13 protein-coding genes and 1 pseudogene are annotated in these 18,000 nt (G+C 70.2%); 9 read left to right on the forward strand and 5 right to left on the reverse strand.

The window, feature by feature from the left end; all coding sequences use genetic code 11:
- The first annotated feature begins 12 nt into the window (after positions 1 to 12).
- Positions 13 to 3,072, forward strand: a complete 3,060-nt coding sequence (locus AC3WQY_RS01690; protein WP_285232843.1) for an efflux RND transporter permease subunit — start codon at positions 13 to 15, stop codon at positions 3,070 to 3,072.
- Between the two features lie 32 nt (positions 3,073 to 3,104).
- Positions 3,105 to 4,646 (forward strand): ABC transporter substrate-binding protein, encoded by a 1,542-nt coding sequence (locus tag AC3WQY_RS01695; protein WP_492705262.1) that lies wholly within the window; start codon positions 3,105 to 3,107, stop codon positions 4,644 to 4,646.
- 20 nt (positions 4,647 to 4,666) lie between these two features.
- Here AC3WQY_RS01695 and AC3WQY_RS01700 read toward each other — a convergent pair whose 3' ends face one another.
- Positions 4,667 to 5,353 (reverse strand): Crp/Fnr family transcriptional regulator, encoded by a 687-nt coding sequence (locus AC3WQY_RS01700; protein WP_492705264.1) that lies wholly within the window; start codon positions 5,351 to 5,353, stop codon positions 4,667 to 4,669.
- 54 nt (positions 5,354 to 5,407) lie between these two features.
- On the opposite strand from AC3WQY_RS01700, the gene dcd reads away from it, so the two are divergent.
- Positions 5,408 to 5,974, forward strand: coding sequence for a dCTP deaminase (gene dcd, locus AC3WQY_RS01705; RefSeq protein WP_285232840.1), 567 nt, complete (start codon positions 5,408 to 5,410; stop codon positions 5,972 to 5,974).
- 110 nt (positions 5,975 to 6,084) lie between these two features.
- Positions 6,085 to 6,462 (forward strand): hypothetical protein, encoded by a 378-nt coding sequence (locus tag AC3WQY_RS01710; protein WP_285232839.1) that lies wholly within the window; start codon positions 6,085 to 6,087, stop codon positions 6,460 to 6,462.
- 9 nt (positions 6,463 to 6,471) lie between these two features.
- Here AC3WQY_RS01710 and AC3WQY_RS01715 read toward each other — a convergent pair whose 3' ends face one another.
- Entirely contained in the window at positions 6,472 to 6,735 is a 264-nt protein-coding gene (locus tag AC3WQY_RS01715; RefSeq protein ID WP_285232838.1) for a hypothetical protein, read from the reverse strand.
- Between the two features lie 179 nt (positions 6,736 to 6,914).
- On the opposite strand from AC3WQY_RS01715, the pseudogene AC3WQY_RS01720 reads away from it, so the two are divergent.
- The 4 genes and pseudogenes from AC3WQY_RS01720 to AC3WQY_RS01735 all read left to right on the forward strand — a co-directional run bounded on the left by AC3WQY_RS01720 (position 6,915) and on the right by AC3WQY_RS01735 (position 13,106).
- Positions 6,915 to 8,194, forward strand: a pseudogene (locus tag AC3WQY_RS01720) (glutamate carboxypeptidase).
- Positions 8,195 to 8,198: 4 nt separating this feature from the next.
- Entirely contained in the window at positions 8,199 to 9,545 is a 1,347-nt protein-coding gene (locus tag AC3WQY_RS01725) for a hypothetical protein (protein ID WP_492705267.1), read from the forward strand.
- Between the two features lie 16 nt (positions 9,546 to 9,561).
- Positions 9,562 to 11,502 carry an acyl CoA:acetate/3-ketoacid CoA transferase gene (locus AC3WQY_RS01730; RefSeq protein WP_492705269.1) on the forward strand — a complete coding sequence of 647 codons (1,941 nt, stop codon included), beginning with the start codon at positions 9,562 to 9,564 and terminating at the stop codon, positions 11,500 to 11,502.
- A gap of 47 nt (positions 11,503 to 11,549) precedes the next feature.
- Positions 11,550 to 13,106, forward strand: a complete 1,557-nt coding sequence (locus tag AC3WQY_RS01735) for a GGDEF domain-containing protein (RefSeq protein WP_492705271.1) — start codon at positions 11,550 to 11,552, stop codon at positions 13,104 to 13,106.
- Here AC3WQY_RS01735 and AC3WQY_RS01740 read toward each other — a convergent pair.
- Together AC3WQY_RS01740 and AC3WQY_RS01745 are read right to left on the reverse strand one after the other, a co-directional pair.
- On the reverse strand, positions 13,103 to 14,239 hold the full coding sequence (locus AC3WQY_RS01740; protein ID WP_285232833.1) for an alpha-hydroxy acid oxidase: 1,137 nt from the start codon (positions 14,237 to 14,239) through the stop codon (positions 13,103 to 13,105). The genes AC3WQY_RS01735 and AC3WQY_RS01740 overlap by 4 nt on opposite strands.
- Before the next feature lie 80 nt (positions 14,240 to 14,319).
- Positions 14,320 to 15,210, reverse strand: coding sequence for a LysR family transcriptional regulator (locus AC3WQY_RS01745; RefSeq protein ID WP_285232832.1), 891 nt, complete (start codon positions 15,208 to 15,210; stop codon positions 14,320 to 14,322).
- Positions 15,211 to 15,243: 33 nt separating this feature from the next.
- Between AC3WQY_RS01745 and AC3WQY_RS01750 the strand changes: the two genes are divergently transcribed.
- Positions 15,244 to 15,642 (forward strand): YbaN family protein, encoded by a 399-nt coding sequence (locus AC3WQY_RS01750; protein WP_492705274.1) that lies wholly within the window; start codon positions 15,244 to 15,246, stop codon positions 15,640 to 15,642.
- Between the two features lie 23 nt (positions 15,643 to 15,665).
- Here the strand turns inward: AC3WQY_RS01750 and AC3WQY_RS01755 are convergent, their stop codons facing one another.
- Positions 15,666 to 17,954, reverse strand: a complete 2,289-nt coding sequence (locus AC3WQY_RS01755; protein ID WP_492705276.1) for an ATP-binding protein — start codon at positions 17,952 to 17,954, stop codon at positions 15,666 to 15,668.
- Positions 17,955 to 18,000: the final 46 nt, after the last annotated feature.

An 18,000-nucleotide genomic window follows, 5' to 3' on the forward strand; every position in this document is an offset into this window, starting at 1 on the left:
GGGGCAGATCGCATGCGCTTGTCCGAAATCGCGATCCGCCGCCCCGTCTTCGCGACGGTGATGTCACTGCTGCTGGTGCTGGTGGGCTTTGTCTCCTTCAGCAAGCTCTCGCTGCGCGAATACCCGCGCATCGACGAGCCGGTGGTGACGGTCAGCACCCGCCTCACCGGCGCCTCCTCGGAGGTGATCGAGAGCCAGGTCACCAAGCCGCTGGAGGATTCGATCTCCGGCATCGAGGGCGTCGATATCGTGACCTCGATCTCGCGCTCCGAGTCGAGCCAGATCACGGTGCGCTTCAAGCTCGAGAAGAACCCTGACAACGCCGCCGCCGATGTGCGCGATCGCGTCGCGCGCGTGCGCTTTCGCCTGCCCACCGCGGTGGACGAGCCGGTGATCGCCAAGGTCGAGGCCGATGCCCAGCCGACGCTGCGCATGGTGTTCACCAGCGAGACGCTGGATCCGCTGCAGGTCACCGATGTGGTGAACCGCATCGTCAAGCCGCGCCTGCAGACCATCCCCGGCGTGGCCGATGTGGAGACCGGCGGCGATCGCCGCTATGCGATGCGCGTCTGGCTCGACGCCGACCGCCTGGCCGCCTACAAGCTCACCGTGCAGGACGTGGAGGACGCGCTGCGGCGCCAGAACCTGGAGGTGCCGGCCGGCCGCATCGAGAGCCAGCAGCGCGAGTTCAACGTCACCGCGCGCACCGATCTCAACAGCGCGGCCGAGTTTGCCGAGGTCGCGCTGCGCCAGGTGAACGGCAGCGTGATCCGCCTCAAGGACGTGGCGCGCATCGCCGAGGCCGCCGCCAGCGAGCGCTCGCGCGTGCGCCTGAACGGCCTGCCCGCGGTCTCGGTGGGCGTGATCAAGCAGGCCACCGCCAATCCGCTGGAGGTCTCGGCGGCCGTCAACGCGATGCTGCCGCGCCTGCAACAGGACCTGCCGGCGGGCATCGTGGTGCGCCCGGCCAGCGACAACGCCATCTTCATCGACCGCTCGATCCAGTCGGTCTACCACACCATTGCCGAGGCGGTGGTGCTGGTGGCCCTGGTGGTGTTCGTGTTCCTGCGCACCCTGCGCGCCTCCATCATCCCGCTGGTGACGATTCCGGTCAGCCTGATCGGCTCCTTCGCCATCATGGCGGCGGCCGGCTTCACCGTGAACACCATGACGCTGCTGGCCCTGGTGCTGGCGATCGGCCTGGTGGTGGACGATGCCATCGTGGTGCTGGAGAACATCTTCCGCCATATCGAGGAGGGCCTGGCGCCGCTGCAGGCCGCCTTCCAGGGCGCGCGCGAGATCGGTTTCGCGGTGGTGGCGATGACGCTGACCCTGGTGGCGGTGTTCGCGCCGCTGGCCTTCACGCCCGGCCGCACCGGGCGCCTGTTCGTCGAGTTCGCGCTCACGCTGGCCGGCGCGGTGCTGGTGTCGGGCTTCGTGGCGCTCACGCTCACGCCCATGATGTGCTCCAAGCTGCTGCGCCACAACGCCCGGCCGACGCGATTCGACGCCGGCATGGAGCGCGTGCTGGTGTGGATCAGCGAGCGCTACGCCGCCCTGCTGCGCCTGGCGCTGCGCCAGCGCTGGCTGGTGGTGATGCTGATGCTGGCCTCGGGTGCGGGCAGCTGGTGGCTGTTCGTCAACGCCAAGTCCGAGCTCTCGCCGATGGAGGACCGCGGCGTGGTGGTGATGCCCATCACCGCGCCGGATGGCGCCACCATGGAATTCACCGCGCGCTACCTCGATGCGGTCGAGCGCATCGGCGCGCAGTACCCCGAGTTCGACAAGCGCTTCGTCTTCGCCGGCGGCGCCACCGTGTCGCAGGGCATCGCCATCCTGCGCACCGTGGACTGGGACGAGCGCAAGAAGAGCACGCAGCAGCTGGCACGCAGCCTGATCCCGCAGGTCAGCCAGCTGCCGGGCGTGAACGCCTTCCCGATCACGCCGCCCAGCCTGGGGCAGGGCTTCAACTCGCGGCCCATCAACTTCGTCATCGTCACCGGCGACAGCTACCAGAACCTCGCCAAGGTGGCGGCCCAGTTCACCGCCGAGATGGGCAAGTACCCCGGCTTTGTGCAGATCGACAACGACCTGCGCCTCAACAAGCCCGAGATCTATCTGGAGGTGGACCGCGAGCGCGCCGCCGATCTGGGCGTGCAGGTGGACCAGGTGGCGCGCACCGTCGAGACCATGCTGGGCAGCCGCGCGGTGACGCGCTACAAGCGCGATGCCGAGCAGTACGACGTGCTGGTGCAGACCGAGTCGCAGCACCGCAGCACGCCGCAGCAGATCGAACGCCTGTTCGTGCGCGGCAAGGGCGATGCGCTGGTGCCGCTGTCGTCGCTGGTGAAGGTCAGCGAGGCGGTCAGCCCCAAGGAGCTGAACCACTTCAACCAGCGCCGCTCGGTCTCCATCACCGCGGGCCTGGCGCCCGGCTATGCGCTGGGCGAGGCGCTGGTGAAGATGGACGAGATCGCGCAGCAGCAACTGCCGGTGGGCTATGCCACCGAGCTGAACGGCGTGTCGCGCGAGTACAAGTCCTCCTCGGGCGCGCTGGGCCTGGTGTTCGTGCTGGCCCTGCTGTTCATCTTCCTGGTGCTGTCGGCGCAGTTCGAGAGCTTTGTCGACCCCTTCGTGATCCTGCTCTCGGTGCCGCTGTCGATGGTGGGCGCGCTGCTGGCGCTGCAATGGTCGGGTGGCACGCTCAACGTCTATTCGCAGATCGGCCTGATCACGCTGGTGGGGCTGATCACCAAGCACGGCATCCTGATCGTCGAGTTCAGCAACCAGCTGCGCCAGCAGGGCCGCGCTACCATGGATGCGGTGGTGGAGGCCGCGGCGCTGCGCCTGCGCCCGATCCTGATGACCACCGGCGCGATGGTGCTGGGCGCGCTGCCGCTGGCGCTGGCCTCCGGCGCCGGCGCCGAGAGCCGGCAGCAGATCGGCTGGGTGATCGTCGGTGGTATGAGCCTGGGCACGTTGTTGACGATCTTCGTGGTGCCCACCATGTACACCTTGTTTGCACGCAAGGCGGTGCCGGGCGAGATCACCGTGCCGGCACTGCAACATTGACAGGAGCTGTGATGGCGCGGATTTGCAAGCTGTTGCTGGTTTCTCTCCTCGCCACCACGCTGGCCCAGGCCAGCACGCTGCGCTTCTGCGCCAGCGGCAGCCCCAAGACCTTTGATCCGGCCAACACCGATTCGGGCATCGACCATGTGGCGACCCAGCCGGTCTTCGACGGCCTGCTGGAGGCCGAGCGCGGCAGCGGCAAGCTGATCCCGGGCCTGGCCGAAAGCTGGCACGTCAGCGCCGACGGGCGCCAGCTGCGCTTCAAGCTGCGCCATGGCGTGAAGTTCCACCGCACGCCGTGGTTCACGCCCACGCGCGACTTCAATGCCGACGACGTGCTGTTCACCTTCGGCCGTCTGCTCGACCCCAAGCATCCCTTCCAGCAGGCCTATCCGACCATCTCGCCCTATGTGCTCTCGCTGGGCTGGAGCAAGCTGATCAGCAAGGTGGAGCGGCTGGCCGACGACGAGGTGGCGATCACGCTCAGCAGCGTCGACGCCTCCTTCCTGAGCATGCTGAGCTTTGCCTTCGCCGCCATGCAGTCGGCCGAATACGGCGCCCAGCTGCTGAAGGCTGGCAAGGCCGCGCAGATCGCGCAGCTGCCGGTGGGCACCGGACCCTTCGTGTTCAAGAGCTTCCAGTCCGACAGCGTGCTGCGCTACACGCGCCACCCCGACTATTTCCGCCGCGATACCGCGCTGGTCGACCAGCTCGTCTATGCGATCACGGTGGACCGCAATGTGCGCACCCAGCGCCTGCGCCGCAATGAATGCGACATCGCCGCGCTCACCAGTGCCGCCGATGTGCAGGAGCTGGCCAAGGACGCGGCGATCGGCTTTGCCAGCGCGCCGGGCCTGAACGTGGGCTTCCTGGCCTTCAATCTGAAGAAGCCGCCGCTGGACAAGCTGGCGGTGCGGCAGGCGCTGGACATGGCGATCGACAAGCCCACGCTGTTGAAGACGGTGTTCGGCCCGGCCGGCGAGCTGGCGGTCTCGACCATGCCGCGCGCCAGCTGGGCGCATGACGCCACGCTCAAGCCCGTGCCCTATGCGCCCGAGCAGGCGCGCGAGCTGCTCAAGCGCGCCGGCGTCAGCGGCCTGAACGTGACGCTCTGGGCCATGCCGGTGCAGCGCTTCTACAACCCGAATGCGCAGCTGATGGCGCAGATGATCCAGGCCGACTGGGCCAAGATCGGTGTGCAGGCGCGCATCGTCAGCTATGAATGGGGCGAGTACCTGAAGCGCATCGATGCCGGCGAGCACGACACCGCGCTGCTGGGCTGGAACGGCGATACCGAGCCGGCCGACACCGCCGGCCAGCTGGCCTGCGGCGCCGCCAGCGCCAGCTTCTTCTGCGACAAGGCCTATGACGAGGCGATCCAGCAGGCCAGGCAGACGCTCGACCAGGGCCTGCGCCAGCAGCTCTATGCCAAGGCGCAGCGCATCGCGATGGCCCAACTGCCCTGGAGCGTGATCGCCCATGGCGAGCTGACCGTGGCGGTGCGCAAGAACGTGCAGGGCTTCAAGCTGGGGCCCGACGGCCGCATGCGCTTCGACGGTGTGACGCTGCGCTGAGCTGAACTGAAGAAAGCGGCTCAGGCCGGCGAGGTGTAGCTGCGCAGGCCGTCGAGATGCAGCACCTTGATGCCGCGCCGCTCGGTGCTGAGCAGGCCGGCTTCTTCCAGCTGGTGCAGGGCGATGTTGGCGCGCTGGCGAGACACGCCGGCCAGCTGGCCCAGCTCGGACTGGCTCAGTTCCAGGAACTGGCCCGGCTCCGGATAGAGCTCGGGGTTGAAGAAGCTGGCCAGGCAGCGCGCCACCCGTTCGGTGGAGTTGAGCAGGCGGTCGTGGCTGAGCCGGGCGATGAAGCTGCCCATGCGCGCGCTCATCAGCTGCTGCAGATAGTGGTTGAAGGGCAGGCTGGTGGCGCGCAGCCATTCGAAGGTCTCGCGCGGCATCAGGGCGATGCGGCAATCGCGCAGCGCCACCGCGTCGTACTGCCAATGGCCATGCTTGATCAGCGTGCCCTCGCCGAACCAGCCGCCGCTGGCCACGCTGATCAGGGTGGTCTCGCGCCCGTCGGCGGTGCTGATGCTCATCTTGCCGAAGCCGCTGATCAGGCCCACCCAGTACTCCGCCTTCTCGCCGCTGCGCACCAGGTACTCGCGCGCCGCCACCGGGCGCTCGCGGCATTCGCGCAGCACACGCTGCAGTTCCGCCGCGCTGAGGCGGCGGCCCCACAGCGAGGATTCGAGCATTTGGGTGAGGCTGATATGGGTCATGGTCGGTGCCGCATTCTAGGAACCTAAAATGCGCCAAACCTTGAGGGAACCCCGATGAGCATCAAGAGCGACAAGTGGATACGCCGCATGGCGGAGAGCACCGGCATGATCGAGCCCTTCGAGCCCGGCCAGGTGCGCGAGGTGGACGGTCGCAAGATCGTCAGCTACGGCACCTCCAGCTATGGCTACGACATCCGCTGCGCGCCCGAGTTCAAGATCTTCACCAATGTGCACAGCACCGTGGTGGATCCCAAGAACTTCGACGAGAAGAGCTTTGTGGACTTCCAGGGCGATGTCTGCATCATCCCGCCCAACAGCTTTGCGCTGGCGCGCACCGTCGAGTACTTCCGCATCCCGCGCAATGTGCTGACCATCTGCCTGGGCAAGAGCACCTATGCGCGCTGCGGCATCATCGTCAACGTCACCCCCTTCGAGCCCGAGTGGGAAGGCTATGTGACGCTGGAGTTCAGCAACACCACGCCGCTGCCGGCCAAGATCTATGCCGGCGAGGGCTGCGCCCAGGTGCTGTTCTTCGAGAGCGACGAGGTCTGCGAGACCTCCTACCGCGACCGCGGCGGCAAGTACCAAGGTCAGCGCGGCGTCACCCTGCCCAAGGCTTGAGGCTCCGCATGATCGAATAAGGCGGGTCTTGACCCGCTTTTTTTCGCTTAAGTTTTGCGGGCGGCCGGCATCATCGAGCCCATCAGCAATCCCTGATGTCGAGGCCCCCAATGATCATTCCGCTGCACCTGGTTCCAGACGCTGGCCCGGCTCCGCTGGAGTTCTTTGACGCCCGGCAATGGCAGAGTGGCCCGCAGGTCACGAGTGCCGGTTTTTCGCTGGACCCCGCGCTGCTGCCCGGCCAGACGCTGGACATCGGCATGCCGATCGCCGGCCCGGTGGATGTGCGCGACCTGCATGTGCTGCAGGAGCTGATGCAGGGCGAGGGCATGAGCCTGCAGCCCACCCGCATGCTGTACGACCGCCTCTACGCCTTCGAGCGCCTGGCCGCCGCCCATGCCAGCGGGCAAGCCGCCCTGCAGGCGCTGGCGATGCGCTTGTTCGGCGACTATCAGCGTGCCGGCGAGTGGATCGGGCTCATTCACTGAGCGTCGATTTCACAGCGCGGTGAGCCAGTCGCAGCGCAGCCGCCCATGGCGGTGCAGGCGCAGCCTGGCGCTGGCATAGAGGCTGGGTACCAGGGTGGCGGTGAGGCAGGCCGGCAGCGCCGCCCATTCCTCGATCAGCATCGCGCTGGGCATGCCCATCCAGCCCATCACCCAGCAGGTCAGCACCAGGTTCCACACCGCCAGTTCGACCGGATGCTGGTGTGCATGGCCGATCATCCAACGCTTCACCTGACCCAGTTGCTTGAGCTTCATGGCGGCCTCCGGTCCCGCGTGGACACCGGGTGGCGTCAGCTTCGCGTCAGTAAGTTATCGGTCAGGATCAGGGAAAACGCCAGCCCCTAAATCGGTGTTGTGCGACGAGCGCCCAAGGCGCACCCGCCGCGCTGGGCGATCGCAAGCAGAATGGCCGCAACCCCCTTGCTGGAGTGACGATGAGCCCATCCCGCCTGCGTCTGCTTGCCGCGCTGCTGCTGTGCACCGGCCTGGCCCACGGCCCCTTGCGAGCCCAGCCCGCCTTGCTACAGGCCGCCGAGGTCGAACGTCCGGCCCTGCTCAAGACCCTGGAACAACTGGTGGCGGTCGAGAGCGGCAGCCGCGAGACCGCCGGCCTGGGCCAGATCGCCGAGCTGCTGGCCGGCCGCCTCAAGGGCCTGGGCGCCGAGATTGAGTGGCTGGAGCCGCGCGAGGTCTACCGGATGGAAGACACGCCCGAGACCCTGGCCGCCATCTCAAGGCCCAGTGGCGTGGCAAGGGCAGCAAGAAGCTGCTGCTGATCGCGCACATGGACACGGTCTACCCGGCCGGCATGCTGGCCCAGCAGCCCTTCGGCCTGCGCGAGGACCGCGCCTATGGCCTGGGCATTGCCGACGACAAGCAGGGCCTGGCGCTGGTGCTGCACAGCCTGGCCTTGCTGAAGGCGCAGGGCTACGCCGGCTGCGGCCAGATCACCGTGCTCTTCAATGCCGATGAGGAAATCTCCTCGCCGGGCTCGCGCAGCTGGCTCACCCAGCTGGGCGCCGAGCACGATGCGGTGATGTCCTTCGAGGGTGGCGGCGGCAGCCAGGATGCGCTGCGCCTGGCCACCGCCGGCATCGCCTCGGTGAACCTGACGGTGCATGGCCGCGCCGCCCATGCCGGCAGCGCGCCGCAGAACGGCGTGAACGCGCTCTACGAGCTCTCGCACCAGATCCTGCAGATGCGCGATCTCTCCGACGCCAAGACCGGCGTCAAGCTCAACTGGACCATGGCCAAGGCCGGCATCGTGCGCAATATGGTGCCGCCGCTGGCCAGTGCCTCGGCCGATGTGCGCGTGCTGCGCGTGGCGGATTACGACGAGCTCGAGCGCAAGCTGCAGGCGCGCATCCAGAGCCGCCTGTTGCCGGAGGCGCGCGTGGAGCTGCAGTTCGAGCGCCGCCGCCCGCCGCTGGAGGCCAGCAAGGCCGGCCAGGCCTTTGCCGAGCATGCACGCCAGCGCTTTGCCGAGATCGGCCGGCCGCTGCGTGTCGACGCGGTGGCGAGCGGCGGCGGCACCGATGCAGCCTTTGCCGCGCTGCGCGCGCGCGGCCCGGTGGTGGAGGGTTTCGGCCTGCGCGGCGGCGGCGCCCACACCACCGATGCCGAGTTCATCTACCTCGACTCGATCGCGCCGCGCCTGTACCTGGCCGCGCGCATGATGATGGACTTCTGCGATGCCCGGGTGGCGGCGGAGTAGGGCGTTGGCGACCCGGCCGTTGATGCTGGCGCTGGCCTTGCTGCTGGCGGCCTGCGCCAGCCCTGGCCCGGCGCCGGAAAAGCGCCACAGCGCGGCCGAGCTGCAGCGCTACCAGCCCGGCGACTTCCGCTGGGCGCCGGCGGCCGACGCCGCCGAGCGCGCCATGCTGGCGGACGAACAGGCGCGGCAGCGCGCACGCGTGGCGCGCTTGCAGAGCGGCGAGGCCGCGGCGCTGGCCGAGCTGCCCGCCGCACTCGCCAGCGCGGCGCAATTCAATCTCGAGATCGAGGCCCTGCGCGCGCCACTGCTGGCGGCCCTGCCCGGCGTGGCCCAGCAGGCACCGGACGCGCAGCGCGCCCTGCTGACGGCGGCCTATGCCCTCTATGCCCCGGCCGCCGCGCCGCTGCTCTGGCCCCTGCTGCCCAGCCTGCAGCGGCCGCGCGAATACGCCATCGCGGCCTACACCCTGCTGAAGGCCCAGCCCGAGCTGGCGGGTGCATTGCGTGCCCAGACCGAGGCGCAATTCCCGCCCTGGCGCGAGGAGCCGCGCCTGCGCGCCCTGATGGCCAGCCTGGGCCCGCCCGCCGCCGCGCGCCCGCCCCTGCCGGAGCTGCTGGCCGCGCCGCTGCGCCCCGGCTACCCGGTGGTGTTCAGCCTGCAGCGGCCCAGCCGCGGCCAGCTGGGCCTGGCGCTGGTGCGCGGGCCCGATGGGCGCTTCGTGCGCGAGCCGGATGGCCGCCTGTTCGCCGTGCCGCAGCTGGCGCTGTCGCGCAGCGGCCTGCCCGGCACCATCAGCATGGGCAACACGCCGCAGGGCCTGTTCACGCTGCGCGGCGCCGGCACCGCCACCAACCCCTGGATCGGCCCCACGCCCTACCTGCACACCATGCTGCCGGTCGAGGCCACGCCGGCCGAGTTCGAGCATGCCGCCGGCCCCACGCTGCCGCAGGCCCAGCCCTGGAGCGAGGCGCTGTACGAGAGCTTTCTGCCGCCGGCCTGGGCCGCCTACGAGCCCTTCAAGGAGGCCTGGCTGGCGGGCCTGGCCGGGCGCGACGAGATCCTGATGCATGGCAACACCCTCAACCCGGGCTATTACCCGGGCGCCGCCTATGCGCCCGCGGTGCCGCAGGCCGGTTGCCTGGTGGCGGCGGAACACTGGGATGCCGCGGATGGCCGCCTGCTGCGCAGCGACCAGCTGCGCCTGGCCAAGGCCTTCACGCGCAGCGGTGCCGAGCATGGTTATCTGGCGGTGGTGAACCTCGAGGACGATGGCGCGCGCGCGGTCACCTTGGACGAAGTCCTGCCCCTGGTGCTGCAAGCCGAGCAAAAATACCTGCAGGGCAAGAACTGACCCCAAGGAGACGGCCATGCCGCAACACAGCAGCCCGGAGCAACAAGGGCGCCTCGCGCAGATCCATGCGCTGCAGGCGCTCGAGCATGGCAAGGTGGTGAGCGCCGCCGCCGCGGTGGCGCTGATCCAGGATGGCGATTGCGTGGCCAGCTCGGGCTTCGTGGGCATCGGCTTTGCCGAGAACCTGGCGGTGGCGCTGGAGCAGCGCTTCCTGGCCACCGGCACGCCGCGCGAGCTCAGCCTGGTGTACGCGGCGGGGCAGGGCGATGGCAAGACGCGCGGCCTCAACCACCTGGGCCACGCCGGCCTGCTCAAGCGCGTGGTGGGCGGCCACTGGGGCCTGGTGCCGGCCCTGCAGCGCCTGGCGCTGGCGGGCGAGATCGAGGCCTGGAACCTGCCGCAGGGCGTCATCACCCATCTCTACCGCGACATCGCCGCCGGCAAGCCCGGCCACCTCAGCCGCGTCGGCCTGGACACCTTCGTCGATCCGCGCCATGGCGGCGGCGCGCTGAATGCGCGCAGCACCGAGGCGCTGGTGCGGCTGATGCCCATCGATGGCGAGGAGTACCTGTTCTACAAGGCCTTCCCCATCGACGTGGCCCTGCTGCGCGGCACCACCGCCGACACCGACGGCAACATCACCATGGAGCGCGAGGCGCTCACGCTGGAGACGCTGGCGATCGCGATGGCGGTGCGCAACAGCGGCGGCATCGTGATCGTGCAGGTGGAGCGCCTGGCCGAGCGCGGCAGCCTCAATCCGCGCCAGGTCAAGATTCCCGGCGCGCTGGTGGACGCGGTGGTGGTGGCCGAGAAGCCCGAGTACCACCAGCAGACCTTTGCCGAGCCCTACAGCCCCGCTTTTGCCGGCGAGCTGCGCGTGCCGATGGCGGCCGCCACGCCGATGGCGCCGGGCCCGCGCAAGGTGATCGCGCGCCGCGCCGCGCTGGAGCTCAAGTCCGGCCAGGTGGTGAACCTGGGCATCGGCATGCCCGAGGGCGTGGCGGCGGTGGCGGCCGAGGAGCATCTGATCGACCTCATCACCCTGACCGCCGAGCCCGGCGTGATCGGCGGCATCCCGGCCGGCGGGCTGAACTTCGGCGCCGCCATCAACACCCAGGCGGTGATCGACCAGCCCTACCAGTTCGACTTCTACGATGGCGGCGGCCTCGACCTCGCGGTGCTGGGCCTGGCCCAGGCGGATGCGCAGGGCAATGTCAACGTCAGCCGCTTCGGCGCGCGCCTGGCCGGGGCCGGCGGCTTCATCAACATCAGCCAGAACACCAGGAAGCTGGTGTTCGTGGGCCAGTTCCTGGCCGATGGCAGCCCCAAGTTCGTGCCCGCGGTGGAGCACCGTACCTTCTCAGGCCGCGAGGCGTTGCGGCGCGGCCAGGAGGTGCTCTACGTCACCGAGCGCTGCGTGCTGCGGCTCACCGCGGCGGGCATGGTGCTGAGCGAGCTGGCGCCGGGCCTGGACCTGCAGAAGGACGTGCTCGATCTGATGGGCTTCCAGCCCCTGCTGCCGGCGCCACCTCGGCCGATGGAGGCGGCGCTGTTCGAGGAGGCCGGCCTCGGCCTGCGCGCGCGCCTGCTGATGCTGCCGCTGGCCGAGCGCTTCAGCTATGACGCCGCCAAGCGTCAGTTCTTCCTCAACTTCGAGCGCCTGTCGGTGCGCACGCTGGACGATGTGGAGGCGATCCGCGCCGAGGTGGAGAAACGCCTGGCACCGCTGCCGCACAAGGTCTGGGGCATCGTCAACTACGACCATTTCTTCTGCGAGCCGGCGCTGCTGGAGGCCTATGCCGCGATGGTGCGCGAGCTGAGCGACCGCTACTACCTGAACGTGACCCGCTACGGCGCCGCCGGCTTCGCGCGCAGCCGCCTCAGCGCGGCGCTGAGTTCGCACGGCGTGGCGCCACAGCTGTTCGACTCGGCGCAGCAGGCGCTGGCGCAGTTGTAGCGGCCGCGCACTTGCCTGCCGGGCCTGCCCTCCGTACATTGGGGCGCATGGGCCTGAGGCTGAAGATCATCGTCACGCTGCTGGCCATCCTGTCCGCCATGGCGGGCCTGAGCGTGTGGGTGGTGCGCGAGCAATTGCTGGCGGACGGCCTGGTGCAGGAGCGCGTGGAGGCCGAGAAGGACCTGCGCCGCCTGCTGCTGGCGCTGGATGCGCAGCTGGTCCAGCTGGACGTGGTGCTGGGCTCCTGGTCCAACTACACCGCCATGTTCGAGCATGTGGCGCAGCCGAACGCGCAGTTCCGGCGCGATGAATTGACGGCCGCCTCGCTGCAGGCCGGTCATATCGACTGGTTCTACCTGCTGGATGTAGAGGGCCGCACGCTCGAACAGGTGGAGGTGCCCGCGCCCGATGGCGCCCGGCCCATGCAGGCGCATGCGGCGCAACTGCAGACCGGGCTGCTGGCCCATGTCGGCGTGCTGGCGCGCGGCGCGCAGCCGGGTTGTGGCCTCAGCCTGATCGGCGCGGCGCGCGCCCTGCTGTGCTTCCGGCCGCTGCTGCGTTCCGACCGCAGCGGCCCGGCGCGCGGCACCGTGGTGATCGGGCGCTGGCTCACCGCGGCCATGGTGGATTCGGTGCAGCGCCAGACCAAGCTGCGGTTCCAGCTGCTGCCGGCCGGCACCGCGCCGGCGGGCGCGCGCATGGGCGCAGCGCTGGAGGCGCAGTTCGCCCAGGGCGTGCCGACGCTGAGCCTGCACGCGCGCGAGCTGGACATGGACCTGCCGGTCAGCGGCATCGGCGGGCAGGCGGTGGCCCTGCTGCGCATGAGTGCGGCGCGCGGCACGCTCGAGCGCCTGCAGCAGAGCCAGGGCTATCTGACGCGCGGGCTGGTGCTGCTGATCCTGCTCACCGGCATCGGCATGATGGTGGTGGTGGACCGTCTGGTGGTGCGCCGCCTCAGCCGGCTCGAGCAGGAGCTGCGCTCGGTGGTGGACAGCAACCACTGGGCCGGCCAGCTCGAGGTCACGGGCCAGGACGAGATCGGCCGCCTGGCGCATTACGCCAACGGCATGATCCAGCTGGTGCGCCAGCAGATGGTGGAGTTGACGGCCCAGTCCACCACCGATGTGCTGACCGCGCTGCCCAACCGCCGCAAGTTCGACGAATGCCTGGCGCGCCTGCTGGCCGCCCACCAGCGGCACGGGCGCGGCGGCGCGCTGGTGCTGGTGGATGTGGACTTCTTCAAACGCTACAACGACAGCTACGGCCATCCGGCCGGCGACCACGCGCTGCAGGCGGTGGCGGGCTGCCTGCGCGCCCAGGCACGCCGGCCCGAAGACCTGGCGGCGCGCCTGGGCGGCGAGGAGTTCGCCCTGCTGCTCGAGGAGGTGGACCTGGCCGGCGCGCTGGCCGTGGCCCGGCAGGCCTGTGCGGCCGTGCAGGCCCTGGGGCTGGCCCACCGCGCCAGCGAGGTACTGCCGGTGCTGACGATCAGCTGCGGCGTGGCCCTGCTGCGCGCCGGCGACAGCGCCGAGCTGCTGTACTCACGCGCCGACCAGGCGCTCTACCGCGCCAAGTCCGCGGGGCGCAACCAGGTGGCGGCTTAGGGCCGCAGGATCTCGCGCCCGACGTTCTGCAGCTGGGTATGGCCGGTGAAGGCCATCGTCAGGTCCAGCTCCTTGTGGATGATCTCCAGCGTCTTGCTGACGCCGGCCTCGCCCATCGCGCCCAGGCCATAGAGGAAGGCGCGGCCGATGTAGGTGCCGCGCGCGCCCAGGGCCCAGGCCTTCAGCACGTCCTGACCCGAGCGGATGCCGCCGTCCATATGCACCTCGATCTGCGATCCCACCGCCTCGACGATGGCGGGCAGCGCATGGATGCTGGATTCGGCGCCGTCCAGCTGGCGGCCGCCATGGTTGCTGACGATCAGCGCGTCGGCGCCGGAGGCCACCGCCAGGCGCGCGTCCTCGACGTCCTGGATGCCCTTGAGGATGAGCTTGCCGCCCCAGCGCTTCTTGATCCATTCGACGTCGGCCCAGCTGAGCTGGGGATCGAACTGCTTGGCGGTCCACTCGGACAGCGAGCCCATGTTCTCCACCCCCTTCACATGGCCGACGATGTTGCCGAACTGGCGCCGCGGCGTGCCCAGCATGCCCAGGCACCAGCGCGGCTTGGTCATCAGGTTGATGAGGTTGGCGATGGTGGGCTTGGGCGGCGCGGACAGGCCGTTGCGGATGTCCTTGTGGCGCTGGCCCAGGATCTGCAGGTCCAGCGTCAGCACCAGGGCGCTGCACTGGGCGGCCTTGGCGCGCTCGATCAGGCGCTCGATGAAGTCGCGGTCGCGCATCACGTAGAGCTGGAACCAGAACGGCGCCTTGGTGCGCGCGCGCACGTCCTCGATCGAGCAGATGCTCATGGTCGAGAGCGTGAAGGGGATGCCGAACTTCTCGGCCGCCCTGGCCGCCAGGATCTCGCCGTCGGCATGCTGCATGCCGGTCAGGCCGGTGGGCGCGATCGCCACCGGCATCGCCACGCGCTGGCCCACCATGGTGGTGGCGGTGCTGCGGTTCTCCATGTTCACGGCGACGCGCTGGCGCAGCTTGATGGCCTGGAAATCGGCCGAGTTGGCGCGGTAGGTGCTCTCGGTCCAGGAGCCCGAATCGGCATAGTCGTAGAACATGCGCGGCACGCGCCGCTGGGCCAGCAGGCGCAGATCTTCGATGCAGGTGATCACGGGCATGGGGGTCTCCTTGGGTTGGAACGCATGCTAGGGCCTGGGCCGCGGCGCGCCGGGAAAGTTCTTCAGCCGCGGGCTGAAACTTATTCTTCCTGCAGGCGCTGGCAGCGGCCGCGCAGCCAGGCGCCGAAGGCGGCCGCCGCGCCCGAGCCGCTGTGCTGCAGCAGGCCATAGCATTTGGCGGCCGGCACGCTCAGGGGGAAGAGCCGCTGCAGCGCGCCGCTGTGCAGATAGGGGCCGGCCAGCGTCGGCCGCCCCAGCGCCACGCCCTGGCCGCACACCGCGGCCTCCAGGGTCAGGCCGAGGTCGACGAAGCGCGTGCCGCTGGCGGGCTCGGGCCAGGCCAGGCCGGCGGCGCGCAGCCAGGGCGTCCAGGGCTCCAGCGGCGTGCGCAGCAGCGGCCAGTCCTGCAGGTCGGCGGGCTGGCGCAGCGGCGGCATGCGCGCCAGCAGGCTGGGCGCGGCCATCGGCGTGACCACGTCGCGCAGCAAGACCTGACCCTCGGGCATGTCGCCATGCCGCACCTCCACGTCCGCCGGCGGGCTGGTCTCGTCCAGATAGGGAATCGACAGCACCAGCTCCAGCTCCAGCTCGGGATGGGCGGCGGTGAACTCGGGCAGGGCCGGCACCAGGATCTGGCGCGCGAAGGTGGGCGGCACGGTGACGCGCAGGCGCTCCAGGCGCTGGGCGCTGCGCTGGTGCAGGGGCACGGCCGCCAGCAGGCTCAGCGCGGCGCGCACCTGCTCCAGATACTCCTTGCCGGCGGCGCTCAGCGCCAGCGGCTTGGCGGTGCGCATCAGCAGCGTCAGGCCCAGCAGCTCTTCCAGCGTGCTGATGCGTTTGCTGACCGCGCTGGCGCTGACGCAGAGCTCCTCGGCGGCACGCTCCAGGCTGCCCAGCCGGGCGGTGGCTTCAAAGGCGCGCAGGCCGTCGATGGAGGGGAAGCGGAGGTCCGAAGCGGGGGCGCTGCTCATGCCCGCACTGTAGCGGCATGCGATGATTTGCCCATGAGCGAAACCTCGGTGCCCCTGCTATTGCCGCGCCGGCCGGTCTGGCAGCGCCTGCTGTGGGTGCTGGCCGGCATTGCCAGCCTGGCGCTGGGCATCGTCGGCATCTTCGTGCCGCTGCTGCCCACCACGCCCTTCGTGCTGCTGGCGGCCTTCTGCTTTGCGCGCGGCAGCACGCGCTGCGAGGCATGGCTGCTGAACCATCCGCGCTTCGGGCCGATGGTGCGCAACTGGCGCGACCACCATGCCATCCCGCTGCGCGCCAAGCAGCTGGCCTGGACCATGATGACGCTGGGCTCGCTGTGGGCCGCCTACCGGCTGCCGCTGGCCTGGTGCTGGCTGCCGGCCGCCTGCTGCGCCTGCGTGGCCTTCTGGATGTGGCGCCTGCCGACGCGCTGAGCACTTGAGCGTCAGGCCCGCGCTCAGACCTGCGCGCTACGTGGCAGGCGCATGCGCAGGCACATGCCGCGGGGCCGCTCGGGCAGCTCCAGGCTGCCGCCCAGCTTGTGCACGATGCTGTAGACGATGTACATGCCCAGGCCCGAGCCGCCCTGGCCGCGCTTGGTGGTGAAGAAGGGCTCGAAGGCATGGCGGCGCGCCTCCGGGCTGAGGCCCACGCCGTCGTCGCTGTAGCTGATCAGCAGCTGATCGGCGCCGCAGGCCTCGGCAGCGATCTCGATCTGGCCGCCCCGGCCCGCGGGGAAGGCATGGGTGAGGCTGTTCATGATGAGGTTGGAGAACACCTGGGTCAGCAGGCCGGACACCTGGGTCATCTCGAGTGCTTCCGGGATGTCGAGCCTGCATTCGATGCCGGCCTTGCGCAGCACCGGGCTGTGCACCGAGACCACGCTGCGCAGATAGTCGGCCAGCCTGAAGGTCTCCAGGGTCTCGGCCTGCTGGTCCACCGAGATGCGCTTGAAGTCGCCGATCAGGGTGGCGGCGCGCTGCAGATTGCGCTCCACCAGCTCGGCGCTGGCGTGCATCTGTTCGGCCAGGGCGGTCAGCTCCTGGCGGCTGACGCGCTCGCCCCGCAAGGCCTGCAGGCTGCGTGCGGCCGCATCGCCCAGGCCCGAGGCCGCCGTGATGGCCACGCCCACCGGGGTGTTGACGTCATGCGCGACGCTGGCCACCAGCCGGCCCAGCGAGCTGAACTTCTCGCGCTCCATCTCCTGCTGGGCGCGCTTGGCCTGGGCCAGGTCCAGCGCCAGCAGCAGGCGCTCGTAGAGCTTGGCGATATGGCTGGCGCGCAGCAGCTCGTCGCGCGACCAGGCGCGCAGCGCGTGCTGCTGGTCCAGCCACAGCACGGCGCGCACCCGACCCTGCAGGCGCAGCGCGAACTCCAGGCGCGACTGCGGCAGCACCAGCCCGCTGGCGCCGGCCAGCGCGCTGAGCTCGGCATGGCAGGGGTGCAGGCTCCATTCCGACAGCGCCAGCGGCTGGTGCAGCGCGTCCAGCATGGCCAGGTAGCGCGGGCAATGCTCGGCATCCAGCTGCGCCGCGGCGACCGGCGGCAGCGGGGTAAATTCGCCGCGGCCCTGGGCGTCCCACCAGAACTGCACCGCGTCCACCGCCAGCACCGATTCGATCTCGGGCCGCATCGCCTGCACCGCCGCGGCCAGGTCCTCTTCGCTTTCGATGCTCCACATGCGGTTGGACAGGTTCAGCAGCCGCTCCTCGGGCGGCTGCTGGCTGAGGTCGAAGCGTGCCAGGGCGCTCAAGCGCTCGGGCAGGCTGAGCCGGTAGAGCTCGCCCTCCAGTTCCTGGTGCTGCCAGAGATGGTTGAGCGCCGCCTGCAGGCGGCCCTGGTTCTGGTAGAGCTTGGCCAGCGCACGGTGCGCGGTGCTCTGCTGGCGGCGCGCGCCCAGCCGCCGCGCCAGCTCCAGGCTCTCCTCGCCGCAGCGTATCGCCTCGGCGATGTCGTCGCCCGCCGCGGCCAGCTCGGTGAGGGTGGCGCTGGCCATGGTCTGCAGCCAGGCATAGCCGGCCAGGCGCGCGCGCGCCAGCGCCTCGCGGCACAGCTGCAGGGCCTGCTCATGCTGGCCGCGCGCCTGGGCGCTGCGCGCCTCGTGCCATTGCGCCTCGGCCACATAGTCGCGATGCCCGGCGCGCGCCGCCGCCGCCCGGCCCAGGCCGAACTCCTGTGCCGCCGCCTCGTACTGCTGGCGGTTGAACAGGCCCACGCCGAGGTTGATGCGCAGCTTGCTTTCCAGGTAATCGTCGTCCAGGCCTTGCAGCAGGCCGCGCGCATCGCTGTGGAAACGCTCACCGGTGGGCCAGTCGCCCAGCGCGTAATGGATCTGGCCGAGGCCGATGCGGGCGGCCACGCCGGTGCGCCCATCGCCCAGCATGGCGGCCAGGTCCAGCGCCTGCGACCAATGCGTGCTGGCGAGCTGGTATTCGCCCATCTGGTAATGCAGCCGGCCCAGCGCCTCGTGCAGGCGCGCCGCCTGCTGCGGCAAATGCGCCTCGGTGGCCTGTTTCAGCCCGGCCTCGAGCTGGCGGCGCAGGTCCAGCGCCAGGCCCAGGCGTTCCAGCACGAAGAAGCGGCCGTACAGGGCGTCCAGCGCCGCCGCCGCCCGGCCTTCGGCCTGCCAGCGCGCGCCGAGCCGCTCGTACAGGGCCGGTGTGCAGCGCGGATGCCGCAGCGCGGCGCGGCGCAGGCGCTGCAGGCAGGGCTGGGGTTCCTCGGCGTTCGGCGTGGTGGGCGTCATGCGGCTCGGTCGGGCTCAGAGCTTGAGCATACCCAGCCCGGGCCCG

The sequence above is a fragment of the Roseateles sp. FW301-B2 genome (genome assembly GCF_058788955.1).